We start from the raw sequence: 14447 nt of genomic DNA, 5'->3' as shown, positions 1-14447 counted from the left end.
GACGGTTCGACAAAGGACGGATCATAATATGAAGAAGCTCGTCTTCACCTCGCTGGTCGCCGCTGGCGCCATCGCCCTTCCGGCAGCCGCGCAGGCGCAGGATACCACCAAGCCCGACGTCACCATCGGGGCCTCGGTCGGCTTGCATGACCTTGGCGTCGACCTCGGCGATCTCGACGCCGACGACGGCGAATTCGACGATTTCAACATCGACGACACCGGCGAGATCTATGGCGGTTTTGCCGCCGTCGACTTCCCCGTCGGCGAGAGCCTGTTCGCGGGCGTCGAGGGCAATTTCCACTTCGGCAGCGGCCCGATCGAATCCGAATATGGCGCGGCCGCGCGTCTCGGCTTCCGCACCGAGGGCGGCACCAAGATCTATGCCCGCGGGGGCTACCAGTGGGTCGATCTCGACCTCGGCAACCTGACCGGCGTGGACGAGGACTTCCTCGACGACAACGACATCGAAGTCAGCGATGTCGGCGGTGACTACCTCGTCGGCGTGGGCCTCGAAGTGCCGGTGAGTTCGGTGGTGCTGCGCGCCAATGTCGACACCATCGCCTTCGACACGCTGCGCGGAACCGTGGGCGTCGGCTTCAAGTTCTGACGCATACTGCTGGACCGGAGGGCTGTTGCGGCGGCCCTCCGATCCTCTTCACTAGTCGATACCGAACGGATGTTGGTCGATGCCAATATGCCGGTGAGCGGACATGAACGAATAATTGGCTGTTCGTTCATTGCGCAGCAATTCTGCGCTTCCTAATTGCTTGCCCGACCCACCGCACCCCCTGCGGCCGGTTCAAGCAAAGGAAAAACAGGATGAAAAAGATCGCATACGCGACGATCGCAGCGTTCGGCGCGATCGCTCTGCCGGCTGCCGCGCAGGCGCAGGACGCGGGCAAGCCCGAAGTCACCATCGGTGCCCAGGTCGGCCTCCACGACCTCGCCGTCGATGATGCCGACCTCGACGAATTCAACATCGACGACAGCGGCGAAATCTACGGCGGCTTCGTTGCTGTCGACTTCCCCGTGGGCGAGACCCTGTTCATCGGTGCGGAAGGCAACGCCAACTTCGGTTCGGGCCCGATCGATGCCGAATACGGCCTCTCGGCGCGCCTCGGTCTGAAGACCCAGGGCGGCAGCAAGATCTACGCCCGCGGCGGTTACCAGTGGGTCGACGTCGACGCCGGCAACCTGATCGGCGATCCGGACTTCGACGAGGACGATTTCGGCCTCGACACCACCATCGGTGACTACCTCGTCGGCGTCGGCGTCGAAGTTCCGGTGAGCAAGGTCGTGCTGCGCGCCAACGTCGACACCATCGCGTTCGACACCCTGCGTGGCACCGTGGGCGTCGGCTTCAAGTTCTGAAGCCACCGCCGCACAGGCTGACTAGCGAAGGGGCAGGGGATACGAGGCACGTTCCCCTGCCCCTTTTGCTTTGGCGTGACAGCGCCGCGCCGCGCGGCTAGGGCGCGAGCCGCAATGACGCCCCCCCGTTTCCAGTTCACGCTTCAGGCGACCTCCGGCAAGGCGCGCACCGGCATCATTCGGATGCAGCGTGGCGAAATCCGCACGCCTGCCTTTATGCCGGTCGGCACCGCCGCCACGGTGAAGGCGATGAAGCCCGAGGCCGTGCGCCAGACCGGTGCCGACATCATCCTCGGCAACACCTACCACCTGATGCTGCGCCCGGGCGCCGAGCGCGTCGCGCGTCTGGGGGGCCTCCACAAGTTCATGAACTGGCAGCGCCCGATCCTGACCGACAGCGGCGGCTATCAGGTCATGAGCCTATCCGAGTTGCGCAAGCTGACCGAGCAGGGCGTCGAGTTCCGCAGCCACCTCGACGGGTCGAAGCACATGCTCACCCCCGAGCGCAGCATGGAAATCCAGCGCCTGCTGGGCAGCGACATCGTCATGGCGTTCGACGAATGCCCCCGCGCAGACCGCCCGCGTGACGAGATCGCCTCCTCCATGGAGCTCTCGATGCGCTGGGCCAGGCGCAGCCGCGAAGGCTTTGACAGCGGCGAGGATCACGCTGCCTGCGCGGCGCTGTTCGGCATCCAGCAGGGCGCGCTGCATGAAGACCTGCGCCGGATCAGCGCCGACAAGCTCATCGACATCGGCTTCGATGGCTATGCCGTCGGCGGGCTTGCCGTGGGCGAGGGGCAGGAAGCGATGTTCGGCGTGCTCGATTATGCCCCCGACATGCTTCCTGTCGACAGGCCCCGATACCTTATGGGCGTGGGCAAGCCCGATGACCTCGTCGGCGCGGTCGAGCGGGGGATCGACATGTTCGATTGCGTCCTGCCCACCCGCTCGGGGCGCAACGGGCAGGCCTTCACGTGGAACGGCCCCCTCAACCTCAGGAACGCCCGCTTTGCCGAGGACACCGCGCCATTGGACGCGCGCTGCCACTGTCCGGTCTGCACCACTTACAGCCGCGCCTATATCCACCACCTCGTCAAGTCGGGCGAGATGCTGGGCGCCATGCTGGTCACCGAGCACAACCTCAGCTTCTATCAGGCGCTGATGCAGGCGATGCGCGATGCCATCCATGCCGACGTCTTTGCCCGCTTTGTCGCTGATTTTCGCAGAAATTATTTGCGGACACATGACTGATCGGATTACAGCTTCGCGTACGCACGTCGCTTACGGGGGGTCTGATCATCATGAAAAAATCCAACATGGTGGCACTCCTCGGCGCGGGTGCAGCAACGGCGCTGGCAATCCTTGCGGCAGGAGCGCTGCACGCGCAGGAAACGCCTGCCGGCCCTGACGAGGATCTTGCGCGCACGGCGCAGCTGTTCGGCGCGCGCGAATCGATCATCGACATCAGCCTCTCGCCGCAGGGCACCAAGCTTGCCTATGTCACGGCAGGCCCAGCGCATACCGATGTACTGATGGTCATCGACCTCGCCGGCGATGCAAAACCGCACAAGGTCATCGCCAATACCGAGACCAACGCCGATATCGACTGGTGCGAGTGGGCCACCGAGGTGCGGATCTTGTGCCAGGTATCAGGGGTGGTCGACGCGGATGGCGTGCTGCTGCCATTCGATCGGATGTTCGCCATCAGCGACGATGGTTCGAATATGGCGATGATCAGCCGCCGGCAATCCGACAGGGCGCTGCGCGGAATGCAGTTCGGTGGCGATCTGCTCGCGCTCGATGTGGGCGGCGATCCGGGCAAGATCGTCATGTCGCGCTTCTACATTCCCGAGGTGACGACCGGCACGCGGCTTGCCAATGATGACAGCGGCATGGGAGCGGAGATCATCGATGTGGTCACCGGCAAGCGTTCCGTGATCGAACGCGCCGACCCCGACACTGCGCGCTATGTCGCCGATGAGCTCGGACGCGTGCGGGTCAAGACGCGGACGCTCTATGACGGGGATGGCAATCTCACGGGCCAGACCGACTACTATTTCCGCACACCGGACAGCAAGACCTGGAACAAGTTTGCCGATCTGACGATCGACGACAAGCCGGCGGGTGTCTTCTACCCCACGGCGGTCGAGAGCGCCCGCAACATGGCCTACGGGTTTGTCCGAAGGGACGGTTACTCGGCGATGGCGGAATTTCCCCTGGACGGGACCGGCAAGGGCCGCGTCCTTGTCTCCCGCGGAGATGTCGACGTGGATTCGGTGATCCGCATCGGGCGCAAGCGTCGGGTTGTCGGGGCAAGCTATGCCACCGAAAAGCGCGAGGTCGCCTATTTCGACAAGGAACTTGCGGGGATCGCCCGCAGTCTTGGCAAGGCCTTGCCCGATCAGCCGATCATCAACTTCATCGGGGCAAGCGCCGATGAACGGCAATTGCTGCTGATCGCGGCGAGCGACACCCAACCGGGCATGGTGTACCTGTTCGACAAGTCGACCAGTGCGCTCGAACCGCTGCTTCCGGTGCGCGGCAACCTCGAAGGGCGCAAGATGGGCTCCATGCGTTCGGTGACCTATCCCGCCGCCGACGGCACGCAGATTCCTGCCTATCTCACCTTGCCGCCCGGGTCCGACGGCAAGGGGCTTCCCGCTGTCGTGCTGCCTCACGGCGGTCCTGCGGCGCGCGACGAATGGGGCTTCGACTGGATCGTCCAGTTTCTGACCGCACGCGGCTATGCGGTGCTCCAGCCCAATTACCGCGGTTCTTCCGGGTATGGTCAGGCATGGTACGGCCGCAACGGTTTCAAGGCGTGGGACGTGGCGATCGGCGACGTCAATGATGCTGGCCGGTGGCTGGTGAGCAGCGGCATTGCGAAGCCCGACCAGCTTGCCATCGCGGGATGGTCGTACGGGGGTTATGCCGCGCTGCAATCGCAGGTGCTCGATCCGGCGCTGTTCAAGGCCGTTGTGGCGATCGCGCCGGTGACCGATCTGGGCTACCTCGTTGAGGACGCGTCCGCCTATACCAACGCACGTCTCGTCAAGGCCTTCGTGGGGGAGGGCGACCACGTCGCGAGCGGCAGCCCGCGCCGCTTCGCCGCACGTTTCGCCGCGCCGGTCGCGCTGTTTCACGGGACGCTCGATCTCAATGTCGCGGTGCGCCATTCGCGGGGGATGGAGAACGCACTGAAGGCGGCAGGCAAACAGGTGCTGTATCGCGAATACCCCGATCTCCAGCACGATCTGGGCGACAGCGCGGTGCGCGCGGCGATGCTGACCGAAATCGGCCAATTCCTCGACACCGCGCTCGGGCGCAAGTGAGGGCTCGCGCGAAGGCCCTCGACAAGCCCGGCCTGCACCGCCTAGGGCGAGCGGCATGACGGATACGCCTTTGAAGCCTGAAGACTGCCAGACCATGCCCGAAGTGCGCGCCGGGGTCGATGCGCTCGACCGCGAACTGGTGGCGCTGCTGGCGAAGCGCTTCGGCTACATGCGCGCCGCCGCCCGGATCAAGCCGGGCCGCGATGCGGTGCGTGACGAGGTGCGCAAGGCCAGCGTCATCGCCGCCGCCGTCGCCGAGGCCGAGGCGCACGGCATTCCCGGCGATGTGGTGGGCGATCTCTGGGAGCGGCTCGTCGAAGGCTCGATCGCCTACGAATTTGCCGAGTGGGACCGGATCCGCAGCTAGGCCTTTGTCCGGCTTAGGAACCGCGCCAGCCGCGGCTCCTTCTTCGCAGGTTCTGCCTGCCGGATCGACCGCGCGAGGGCGCGGACCTTCGCCTCCCACGCCGCGCCCTTCTTCTCCGCGCCGCCGAACTTGACCTGTCCGAGCGGCAGGATGCGCACCGGCTTGAACCCGGCAAAGCCGAGGATCTGCTTCTTCCAGCGGTGGATCAGCGAATTGCCATAGGCGAGCCGCAGGAAGACCGGCGGTGTGTCCATCGTCACGATCACGTCGGCCGAGCGGCCCGCCATGTTGCGGTCCCACCATGTGTCGTTGTCGTGATAGGCGAAGGTGAAGCCGGGGAGGAACAACCGGTCGAGCAGCCCCTTGAGCATCGCCGGCTCCGCGCCCCACCACATCGGGAAGGCGAAGGCGATGTGGTCGCAGGCATCGAGCAGTTCGGCGAGCCGGGCGATGTCGGGCTCCCAGTCGGTGCGTTTGCGATAGCCGTGGGCGAGGTTGGGGTTGAAGGCGAGGTCGCGCAGCGGCACCAGCGTCACCTCGACGCCCGGGGGCAGAGCCTCGCGATAGACGCATAGCAGGTGCGAGCAATAGCGCCCCTCGTCCGGGTGCGCATCGATCAGCAGCACGTTCATTGCACGGTTCCCCTCGCTTGCCCCGGGGTGAGCCTACCGGGCCTCGCACAAAAGAAAAGGGCGACCCCGCAGGATCGCCCTCTTGCTTTGCCGTGCGGCGCGAAGCCGGATCAGCGCGAGTAGAACTCGACCACCAGGTTCGGTTCCATCGTCACCGGATAGGGCACTTCGTCGAGCTTCGGCACGCGGGTGAAGGTCACCTTGTCGGTGCCGTCGGGCATGACGTAGTCGGGGATGTCACGCTCGGCGAGGCTCTGGGCTTCGATCACCAGCGCCATTTCCTTGGCCTTGGCGCCGAGGCTCACCACGTCGCCCACGTTCACGCGGCGCGAGGCGATGTTGCACTTCTGGCCGTTCACATAGATGTGGCCGTGGCTGACGATCTGGCGCGCGGCGAAGATGGTCGGCGCGAACTTGGCGCGGTAGACCACCATGTCGAGACGCTGCTCGAGCAGGCCGATCAGGTTCTGGCTGGTGTCGCCCCTCATGCGCGAGGCTTCGAGATAGTTGCGCTTGAACTGCTTCTCGGTGACGTCGCCGTAGTAGCCCTTGAGCTTCTGCTTGGCGCGCAGCTGCAGGCCATAGTCGCTCATCTTGCCCTTGCGGCGCTGGCCGTGCTGGCCGGGGCCGTAGGAACGCTTGTTCACCGGGGAATTCGGGCGGCCCCAGATGTTCTCGCCCATGCGGCGGTCAAGCTTGTGCTTGGCGCTCTTGCGCTTCGACATAAGTCGTATCCTTCAATGTGCTGACCCGCCACTGCGGCGGGCTTCAACCCGGTATCGCTCCATCACGGCGATATCCGTGATGCGGCGCCTGCTTCACCGGGGTGCAGGGCCCATTTGCGAAGGCGCGCGCATAGCAGGAACGCCGGCTGCGTCAAGGGGCAAGCAGCCCGTGCGGGCATCAATTGCGCGGATCGTCCCGGTCGCGTTCGAGATAGCTCAGAACCCCGCGCAAGGTGCGCACCTCGAGATGGTTCCAGCCCGGCTTGGTCAGCAGGCCGCGCAGCGTCCGCCGCGTCGCCTCCGCGCGCGTGGCGGGACGGAAATAGCCGCGCGGGGTCAGCAGGCTTTCGAGATGCGCGATCATCGCCTCGAGCTCTTCCTGCGGGACGGGGGGGAGCGTCTCTTCCAGCGTCGGCTGCACCAGCACCTCGCCCGCATCCGCGATCTCGCGTCCGATCCGCGACCATTCATAGGCGACGAGGATCACCGCCTGCGCGAGGTTCAGCGAACCGAACTCGGGATTGATCGGGATGGTGAGGATGTTGCGGGCGAGCGCCACGTCCTCGGTTTCGAGCCCCGAGCGTTCGGGCCCGAAGATGATCGCGTGGCGGCCGGGGAGGGTGTGCACCTGCCGCCCGGCTTCGTCCGCGCCAATCACCGGCTTGGTGACGCCGCGCTTGCGGACGGTGGTGGCGTGGACATGCGCACAGTCGGCAACCGCCTCGGCGGTGGTGGCGAAGACCTTGGCCTGCTCGAGCACGATATCCGCGCCCGCCGCCGCCGGTCCCGCCGAGGGGTTGGGCCAGCCATCGCGGGGGGCCACGAGCCGCATCTCGGTCAGCCCGAAATTGAGCATCGCGCGCGCCGCCTTGCCGATATTCTCGCCCAGCTGCGGGCGCACGAGCACGATCACCGGCTTGTTGAGGTCGGCCATGTTCCGCTTATTCCTTCGCGGCTTGCTGGACGGTGCTGGCAAATTCCTCGAAGTCACGCGCCTCGGAGAAATCGCGGTAGACGCTGGCGAAGCGGATATAGGCCACGCTGTCGATCTGCCTGAGCCCTTCCATCACCAGCTCGCCGATATGCGAGGAGGGCACCTCGGCCTCGCCCGAGGTTTCGACTTGGCGCTGGATGCCGCTGATCAGCTGGTCGATCCGTTCTTGGTCGATCGAACGCTTGCGCGTGGCGAGCGAGATCGACTGTTCGAGCTTGGAACGCTCGAACGGCTCGCGCCGGTCTCCGCTCTTCACCACCACGACCTCGCGCAGCTGCACGCGCTCGAAGGTGGTGAAGCGCGCCCCGCACGACGAGCACTGGCGACGGCGCCGGATCGAGGCATTGTCCTCGGTCGGGCGGCTGTCCTTTACCTGGGTATCGTCATGGGCGCAGAAGGGGCAGCGCATTCAGGGGGTTACTTCTTGACCCTCTGGTAGAGTGCGAAGCCGACCCCGGCGACCAGGCCGAGCGGCCAGGAAATCACCGGAAGGATCGCCCCTGCCACCGCGCCGATCGCCGCGCCGGTCAGCACCGGGGCGGTCGAGGGGTGATTGAGCCCTTCCTTGGCCATGCCGGTAACCTCGGTCTTCACGTCCTCGACCCAGTCCTGACGCCCGTTCGGTTCGTTCATCGCAAATGCTCCCTTACATGCCGGGATAGACGGGGAAAGCGGCGCACAGGGCGCTGACCCGAGCGCGCACGCTCTCTTCGATCTGGGCGTCGCCCTCGGGTCCGTTTTTCGACAGGCCGTCAACCACTTCGGCGATGAGCTTGCCGACGGTGCGGAACTCTTCGGGACCGAAGCCGCGGGTGGTGCCGGCGGGCGTGCCGAGGCGGATGCCGCTGGTCACGAAGGGCGAGCGGGTGTCGTAGGGGATGCCGTTCTTGTTGCAGGTGAGGAAGGCTCGGTCGAGGCCCTTCTCGGCGTCCTTGCCGGTCACGTCCTTGGCCGTCAGGTCGACCAGCATCGAGTGGTTGTCGGTGCCGCCGCTGACGATGCGCAGGCCGTTCTCCTCGAGACTTGCGGCGAGCGCGCGGGCATTTTCGACGATCCGGTGCGCGTAGTCGCGGAAGGACGGGTCGAGCGCTTCCTTGAAGGCCACCGCCTTGGCCGCGACGATGTGCATCAGCGGGCCGCCCTGCAGGCCGGGGAACACGGCCATGTTCAGGGGCTTGGTGTACTTCTCGTCATTCCACAGGATGATGCCCGAGCGGGGGCCGCGCAGGCTCTTGTGGGTGGTCGAGGTGACGATGTCGCAATGCGGGAAGGGCGAGGGGTGCGCGCCGCCCGCGACCAGCCCTGAGATGTGGCTCATGTCGCACAGCAGCACCGCGCCCACTTCGTCGGCGATGGCACGGAATGCGGGGAAGTCCCAGGTGCGCGAATAGGCGGTGCCGCCGCAGATGATGATCTTGGGCTTGGCCTCGCGCGCCTTGGCGGCGACCTCTTCCATGTCGATGGTCTCGGTCTCGCGGCTCACACCGTAGGAGACGACGTTGAACCACTTGCCGCTCATGTTGACCGGCGAGCCGTGGGTGAGGTGGCCGCCCGAATTGAGGTCGAGCCCCATGAAGGTGTCGCCCGGATTGAGCAGGGCGAGGAACACCGCCTGGTTCATCTGCGAGCCGCTGTTGGGCTGCACGTTCGCAAAGTTGCACCCGAACAGCTGCTTGGCGCGCTCGATGGCGAGGGTCTCGACGACGTCGGCATAGTCGCAGCCGCCGTAGTAGCGCTTGCCCGGATAGCCCTCGGCATATTTGTTGGTGAAGACGCTGCCGGCGGCTTCAAGAACGGCGCGCGACGCGATGTTCTCGGAGGCGATCAGCTCGATCTTGTCGCGCTGGCGGGCGAGCTCCTTGCCGATGGCCGCGGCGATCTCGGGATCGGCGTGGGCGAGGTCATTGTGCCAGAAGCCGTCCATCGGGTTTTGGGTGCGGCTAGCGAAGTCGAGAGGGGCGGTGCTCATTGATGGGTCTCGATGTGATCGGGCTGGAAGGGCGGCTTGCCGAGCTTGCCGACCCGGCGCTGGTGGCGCCCGGCCGGATCGCCGGCATCGGCGAATTCTGTGTCGAGGAAGGTCGCAACGCAGGATTTCGCCATCTCGATCCCTACGAGACGCGCGCCCATTGCGATGCAATTGGCATCATTATGTTCGCGCGCGAGCGCGGCCGAGAGCGGCTCGCTGACGAGGGCGCAGCGCACCTGCGGGTGGCGGTTGACGCTGATCGAGATGCCGATGCCGCTGCCGCACAGCGCGATCCCGAATTCGACCGTCCCTTCCGCGATGATCTCGGCGAGACGGTAGCCGTAATCGGGGTAATCGACGCTCTGCCCGGGCTCCGGGCCGAGGTCGGCGACCTCGTGGCCCTCCTCGACGAGCCATTCGGCAAGGTCGGCCTTCAGTTCGACGGCCGCGTGATCGGAGGCGATGGCGATGCGCATGGGGGGCCTATAGGCGTTGGCGGCGGGATTCTCCACCCCGTCGCGGCGCTTTTTCGACCGGCAGCCTGACTAGGGCGTGGCGACAGGCGCGCTGCCGGCTTCCTGCTTAAAGCTCTCGATCAGCTCGGGGTTGCAAATGCTCGCGTCGAGCGTGGGCTCGAGGGCGCCAAGGGTAACCCCGTGGAGCAGGCCGACATAGGCGAGCTGCTTGTCCGAATAGCGTGCGCTTTCCCGGATGGCGCGCATGTAGGGCAGATAGCTCAGCTCGTCGGAATCAAGGCCGCAGACATTCATCGCCGCACTGAGCAGGGCGCGGTCGATGGTCTGCACCTCCAGCGCGCGCGGCACGATCGGCTGCGCGCGCTCTTCGGCCGTCTCGGCCGGGACCTGCGAGCCATCCTTCAACCGCGCGAGAGGCAGATTCTCGCGCGCCACGGCGGTCAGCTGGTCGACCAAGGCGGGCGGCGGGCCGACCTTTTCCTGTGCCAGAACCGGGGCCGCCATGCCGAGCAAGGCGGCCGCAGTACCGGCGGAAGCGAGCCTATTGATCAAGGAAAGAGCGCATCTTGCGCGACCGCGACGGGTGCTTGAGCTTGCGCAGCGCCTTCGCCTCGATCTGGCGGATACGTTCGCGCGTCACCGAGAACTGCTGGCCGACTTCTTCCAGCGTGTGATCGGTGTTCATGCCGATCCCGAAGCGCATCCGCAGCACGCGCTCCTCGCGGGGAGTCAGCGAAGCCAGCACGCGGGTGACGGTTTCCTTGAGGTTCGCCTGAATCGCGGCATCGACCGGGATGATCGCGTTCTTGTCCTCGATGAAATCGCCGAGGTGGCTGTCTTCCTCGTCCCCGATGGGGGTTTCGAGGGAGATCGGCTCCTTGGCGATCTTCATCACCTTGCGGACCTTCTCGAGCGGCATCGAGAGGCGTGCAGCCATTTCCTCGGGCGTCGGCTCGCGGCCTTCCTCGTGGAGGAACTGGCGGCTCGTGCGCACCAGCTTGTTGATCGTCTCGATCATGTGCACCGGAATGCGGATGGTGCGGGCTTGGTCCGCAATCGAACGCGTGATCGCCTGCCGGATCCACCACGTGGCGTAAGTGCTGAACTTGTAGCCGCGGCGGTATTCGAACTTGTCGACCGCCTTCATCAGCCCGATATTGCCTTCCTGAATGAGATCAAGGAATTGCAGGCCCCGGTTGGTGTATTTCTTGGCGATCGAGATCACCAGGCGCAGGTTCGCCTCGACCATTTCCTTCTTGGCGATGCGCGCCTCGCGCTCGCCCTTCTGGACCATGTTGACGATGCGGCGGAATTCCTGAAGGCTCATGCCGGTCTGCGCGGCGATGTCGGCGATTTCGGAGCGGATGCGCTCGATCGCGTCTTCCTCGCGCTCGAGGAAGGCGGCCCACTTCTTGTCCTTCTTCGCGCGCTCCCTGATCCACGCATCGTCCATCTCGTTGCCGACATAGGCGGTGAGGAAGTCGGCACGCTTGACCTTGTGACGCTCGGCAAGGCGCAGCATCTGGCCGCCGAGCGTGGTGAGGCGGCGGTTGAAGGCGTAGAGGTTGTCGACCAGGAATTCGATCTTGGTCGCGTGGAACTGCACGGACTCGACTTCGGCGGTGAGGTCTTCGCGCAGCTGTTCGTACTTGGCTTCCTTGGCCGCGGGGAAGGCATTGCCGGCCGCGAGGGTATCGACGCGTTCGCCCTGGAGCTTCTCGAAAGCGTTGAACAGCGTGGTGATGCGGGCGAAGCGCTCCAATGCCTCGGGCTTCAGCGCGGCTTCCATCTGGGCGAGAGAGAGGGTGTTGTCCTCCTCCTCTTCCTCTTCGCGCTTCGGGCGGGGCTCGCCGTCCTCGTCCTCGTCCGAATCGGCCTCGGGCTCGTCCTCGACCTCGTCATCCTCACGGATGGTCGGGCCGGCGGTGGCTTCGGAGATTTCGTCGTCGTCGTCATCCTCGGCGCCTTCGGCCATCTTCTCGGCCGGGGGTTCCTTGGAGAGCATCGCGTCGAGATCGAGGATCTCGCGCAGCTGCATGTCGCCGTTGTTGAGCGCTTCGGACCACTGGATGATCGCGTGGAAGGTGATCGGGCTTTCGCACAGCCCCATGATCATCATGTCGCGGCCGGCCTCGATGCGCTTGGCGATGGCGATCTCGCCCTCGCGGCTGAGGAGTTCCACCGCGCCCATTTCGCGCAGGTACATGCGCACCGGATCGTCGGTGCGCTCGCCGGTGGCGAGCTTCTTGTTGCCCGCGCGCGCGTCCTTGGCCGGGCCCTTGCGCTCGCCGTCGTCGTCCTCGTCATCGTCCTCGGCGACGACGTCCTCGGTCTCGCCGTCCTCGCGGTCCTCGGCCTCGGCCTCGGCGTCCTCATCACTCTCGACGATCTGCACGCCCATTTCAGACAGCGCTGTCTGGATGTCCTCGATCTGGTCGGGGCTCATCTCGCCCGAGGGCAGCGCCTCGTTGAGCTCGTCATAGGTGACGTAGCCGCGCTTCTTCGCCTTGCTGATCAGCTTCTTGATCGAAGCCTCGTTGAGGTCGATCAGCGGGGCATCTTCCTTCTCGGCCATATGTATCCGTGTCTATCCGTTGCCGGGCGCCCTGCCGTGTGGCGGGGCGCCTGTTGGTCCCATGTGTGCCCGGTCAGGGCGTATCGTCCGTGCCGGCCTCGAGCTTGACCGGCGCGGAGGCCTTGCGGCGTCCGAAGGCCTTCAATCTTTCTTCGGTTGCGATGAGCTGTGCACGCAAACGGGTCTGCTCCGCAAACGATCCTTCCGGATCGCTGTCGAAACGCGCGATCGTGGCCGCAAGCGCAGCCTCAAGCGCCGGTCTTTCGACCAGCAGCGACACAGCTTCAGCCAGTTCCTCGCACGCAGCGTCGGGATCGGTGCCTTCTTCGAGAAAGGCGTAGCGGATATCTGCCGACGGGGCGGGTTGGCCTTGCGTGGTTAGCCATATGGCGGTTGCGTCGCGCGAATCAAGCGTTTCCGCAAGCGCGATGAGCGATTCGATCGCGGGAGCCGCTGCGGGGAGCAGCCGGGCGAGGCTGATGAGCGCCTCGGTATGGCGGGCGATCTGCCCGGGATGGCGCGCAAGGCCCGCCAGCACGGCCTGCAGCAGGCCCTGCCGCTGGCCGCCCGCCATCATCCCCGAAAGCTGCACCCGCGCTTCTTCCGAAAGGCCCGGCGGCGGGACATTGGCGCCCCGCCATGTGGTGCGCTGGCCCGGGGCGGGGCGGGCCTGCGGGGGCGGGCGCTGAGGCCGTGGAGGATAGGCGAAGGCCGAGAAGCGGTCGGAGAGCTCGCGGCGGTAGAGGCTCTTGATCTCGGGGTCGGCGATGGTCTCGACATGCGCCATCAGCCGCGCCTTGAGCCCCGCCTTGGCCTCGGGCGTGGCGAGGGGCTGGGCATCGCGCTCGAACTCCCACAGGGTGTCGATCAGCGGGGCGGGCTGGGCAAGCAGCTGTTCCATCGCCGCCGCCCCTTGCGCCTTGATGAGGTCGTCGGGATCAAGGCCCGCGGGCAGGCGCACGATCCCGAGCGAGCGCATCGGCGCGAGCATCGGCAGCGCCCGCGCAATCGCCCGCATCGCCGCGCGCTGGCCTGCCACGTCGCCATCGAAGCACAGCACCGGCACCTCGACCATGCGCCACAGCAGTTCGAGCTGCATCTCTGTGAGCGCCGTGCCGAGCGGGGCGACCGCGTCCCTGATGCCCGCATTTGCGAGCGCGATCACGTCCATGTAGCCCTCGACCACCACCACCCGCCCGCTCTGGCGCGCGGCGGGGGCGGCGCGGTGGAGGTTGTAGAGCGTGCGGCCCTTGTCGAAGAGGTCGGTGTCGGGGGAGTTGAGGTATTTCGCCACCCCGTCGCGCTTGTCGAGGATGCGGCCCCCGAAGGCGATCACCCGCCCCCGCGCGTCCTGAATGGGCAGCATCACGCGGCCACGGAAGCGGTCATAGCGCTCGCCCTGCTCGTTGCTGGCGCGCATCCCGGCGCCCTCGAGCATATCCTCGCCGAAGCCCGACAGGGCACGGGGGAGGGCCTGTCTGTCGTCCGGGGCCCAACCGAAGCCGAATTCGGCCATCACCTGCGGCGAGAAACCGCGCCTCTGGAGATATTCGCGCGCCGCGCTGCCTGACGGGCCCCCAAGTGCCTCGACAAAAAACTTCTGCGCCGCTTCGGTCACATCGATCAGACTGGCGCGCGCCTCGGCCTTCTTGGCCATGACGGGATCGGGGGCGGGGACCTCCATCCCGGCCATCGCGGCCAATTCCTTGACCGCGTCCATGAACTGGAGGCCCTGCTGGTCCACCATCCAGCTGATCGCATCGCCATGCGCCCCGCAACCGAAGCAGTGGTAGAACTGCTTCTGGTCGTTGACGTAGAAGCTCGGTGTCTTCTCGTCATGGAACGGGCAGCACCCCTTCCACTCGCGCCCCGCCCGCGTCAGCTTCACCGAGCGCTGGACAAGCGTCGAGAGCGTGATCCGCGCACGCAGCTCGTCCTTCCATTGCGGGGTGATGGCCATGGGTCTTAGGTGCGCCCGAAAGCCCGAGGGTTCAAGCGCGGGCTGT

Annotated in this window: 15 protein-coding genes; 5 read left to right on the top strand and 10 right to left on the bottom strand. The window is 66.0% G+C overall.

The genetic code is table 11. The features are described from left to right. The first annotated feature begins 28 nt into the window (after positions 1–28). The 5 genes from PFX90_RS02600 to PFX90_RS02580 all read left to right on the top strand — a co-directional run bounded on the left by PFX90_RS02600 (position 29) and on the right by PFX90_RS02580 (position 5070). On the top strand, positions 29–607 hold the full coding sequence (locus PFX90_RS02600; RefSeq protein ID WP_285710224.1) for an outer membrane beta-barrel protein: 579 nt from the start codon (positions 29–31) through the stop codon (positions 605–607). A 212-nt stretch (positions 608–819) separates the two neighbouring features. Next, a complete protein-coding gene (locus PFX90_RS02595) occupies positions 820–1371 on the top strand; it encodes a hypothetical protein (protein WP_285710221.1) in 552 nt (183 codons plus the stop codon). Between the two features lie 114 nt (positions 1372–1485). Then, positions 1486–2622, top strand: a complete 1137-nt coding sequence (gene tgt, locus PFX90_RS02590; protein WP_285710218.1) for a tRNA guanosine(34) transglycosylase Tgt — start codon at positions 1486–1488, stop codon at positions 2620–2622. A 50-nt stretch (positions 2623–2672) separates the two neighbouring features. Beyond that, entirely contained in the window at positions 2673–4703 is a 2031-nt protein-coding gene (locus PFX90_RS02585) for an alpha/beta hydrolase family protein (RefSeq protein WP_285710216.1), read from the top strand. 55 nt (positions 4704–4758) lie between these two features. Continuing rightward, complete coding sequence (locus PFX90_RS02580) at positions 4759–5070, top strand: chorismate mutase (protein ID WP_285710213.1); 312 nt, start codon at positions 4759–4761, stop codon at positions 5068–5070. On the opposite strand, the gene PFX90_RS02575 is transcribed toward PFX90_RS02580, so the two are convergent. From PFX90_RS02575 to dnaG, 10 genes are all read right to left on the bottom strand, one after another. After that, positions 5067–5702, bottom strand: a complete 636-nt coding sequence (locus PFX90_RS02575) for an NAD(P)H-dependent oxidoreductase (protein WP_285710210.1) — start codon at positions 5700–5702, stop codon at positions 5067–5069. The two genes, PFX90_RS02580 and PFX90_RS02575, sit on opposite strands and share 4 nt — an antisense overlap. 110 nt (positions 5703–5812) lie before the next feature. Further along, positions 5813–6427 carry a 30S ribosomal protein S4 gene (rpsD, locus tag PFX90_RS02570; RefSeq protein WP_285710207.1) on the bottom strand — a complete coding sequence of 205 codons (615 nt, stop codon included), beginning with the start codon at positions 6425–6427 and terminating at the stop codon, positions 5813–5815. 178 nt (positions 6428–6605) lie between these two features. Beyond that, positions 6606–7361 carry an RNA methyltransferase gene (locus PFX90_RS02565; protein WP_285710205.1) on the bottom strand — a complete coding sequence of 252 codons (756 nt, stop codon included), beginning with the start codon at positions 7359–7361 and terminating at the stop codon, positions 6606–6608. A gap of 7 nt (positions 7362–7368) precedes the next feature. Continuing rightward, the gene (nrdR, locus tag PFX90_RS02560; RefSeq protein ID WP_285710202.1) at positions 7369–7830 is read right to left on the bottom strand and encodes a transcriptional regulator NrdR; all 462 of its coding nucleotides are present in this window, start codon (positions 7828–7830) and stop codon (positions 7369–7371) included. Positions 7831–7838: 8 nt separating this feature from the next. Further along, positions 7839–8054 carry a hypothetical protein gene (locus PFX90_RS02555; protein ID WP_285710200.1) on the bottom strand — a complete coding sequence of 72 codons (216 nt, stop codon included), beginning with the start codon at positions 8052–8054 and terminating at the stop codon, positions 7839–7841. 13 nt (positions 8055–8067) lie between these two features. Beyond that, positions 8068–9345 (bottom strand): serine hydroxymethyltransferase, encoded by a 1278-nt coding sequence (gene glyA, locus PFX90_RS02550; protein ID WP_419180079.1) that lies wholly within the window; start codon positions 9343–9345, stop codon positions 8068–8070. Positions 9346–9386: 41 nt separating this feature from the next. Further along, a complete protein-coding gene (locus tag PFX90_RS02545) occupies positions 9387–9866 on the bottom strand; it encodes an RpiB/LacA/LacB family sugar-phosphate isomerase (protein ID WP_285710196.1) in 480 nt (159 codons plus the stop codon). Positions 9867–9935: 69 nt separating this feature from the next. Continuing rightward, positions 9936–10418, bottom strand: a complete 483-nt coding sequence (locus PFX90_RS02540; RefSeq protein WP_285710194.1) for a hypothetical protein — start codon at positions 10416–10418, stop codon at positions 9936–9938. Then, positions 10408–12441, bottom strand: a complete 2034-nt coding sequence (rpoD, locus tag PFX90_RS02535) for an RNA polymerase sigma factor RpoD (RefSeq protein WP_285710192.1) — start codon at positions 12439–12441, stop codon at positions 10408–10410. The genes PFX90_RS02540 and rpoD overlap by 11 nt, the downstream gene beginning before the upstream one ends. Before the next feature lie 73 nt (positions 12442–12514). Beyond that, positions 12515–14401: a DNA primase gene (dnaG, locus tag PFX90_RS02530; RefSeq protein ID WP_285710189.1), complete on the bottom strand. Its 1887-nt coding sequence runs from the start codon at positions 14399–14401 to the stop codon at positions 12515–12517. Positions 14402–14447: the final 46 nt, after the last annotated feature.

This window comes from Erythrobacter oryzae, from assembly GCF_030271515.1.
Taxonomy (GTDB): Bacteria; Pseudomonadota; Alphaproteobacteria; order Sphingomonadales; family Sphingomonadaceae; genus Erythrobacter; species Erythrobacter oryzae.
This window is presented reverse-complemented; position numbering and strand designations above follow the sequence as displayed.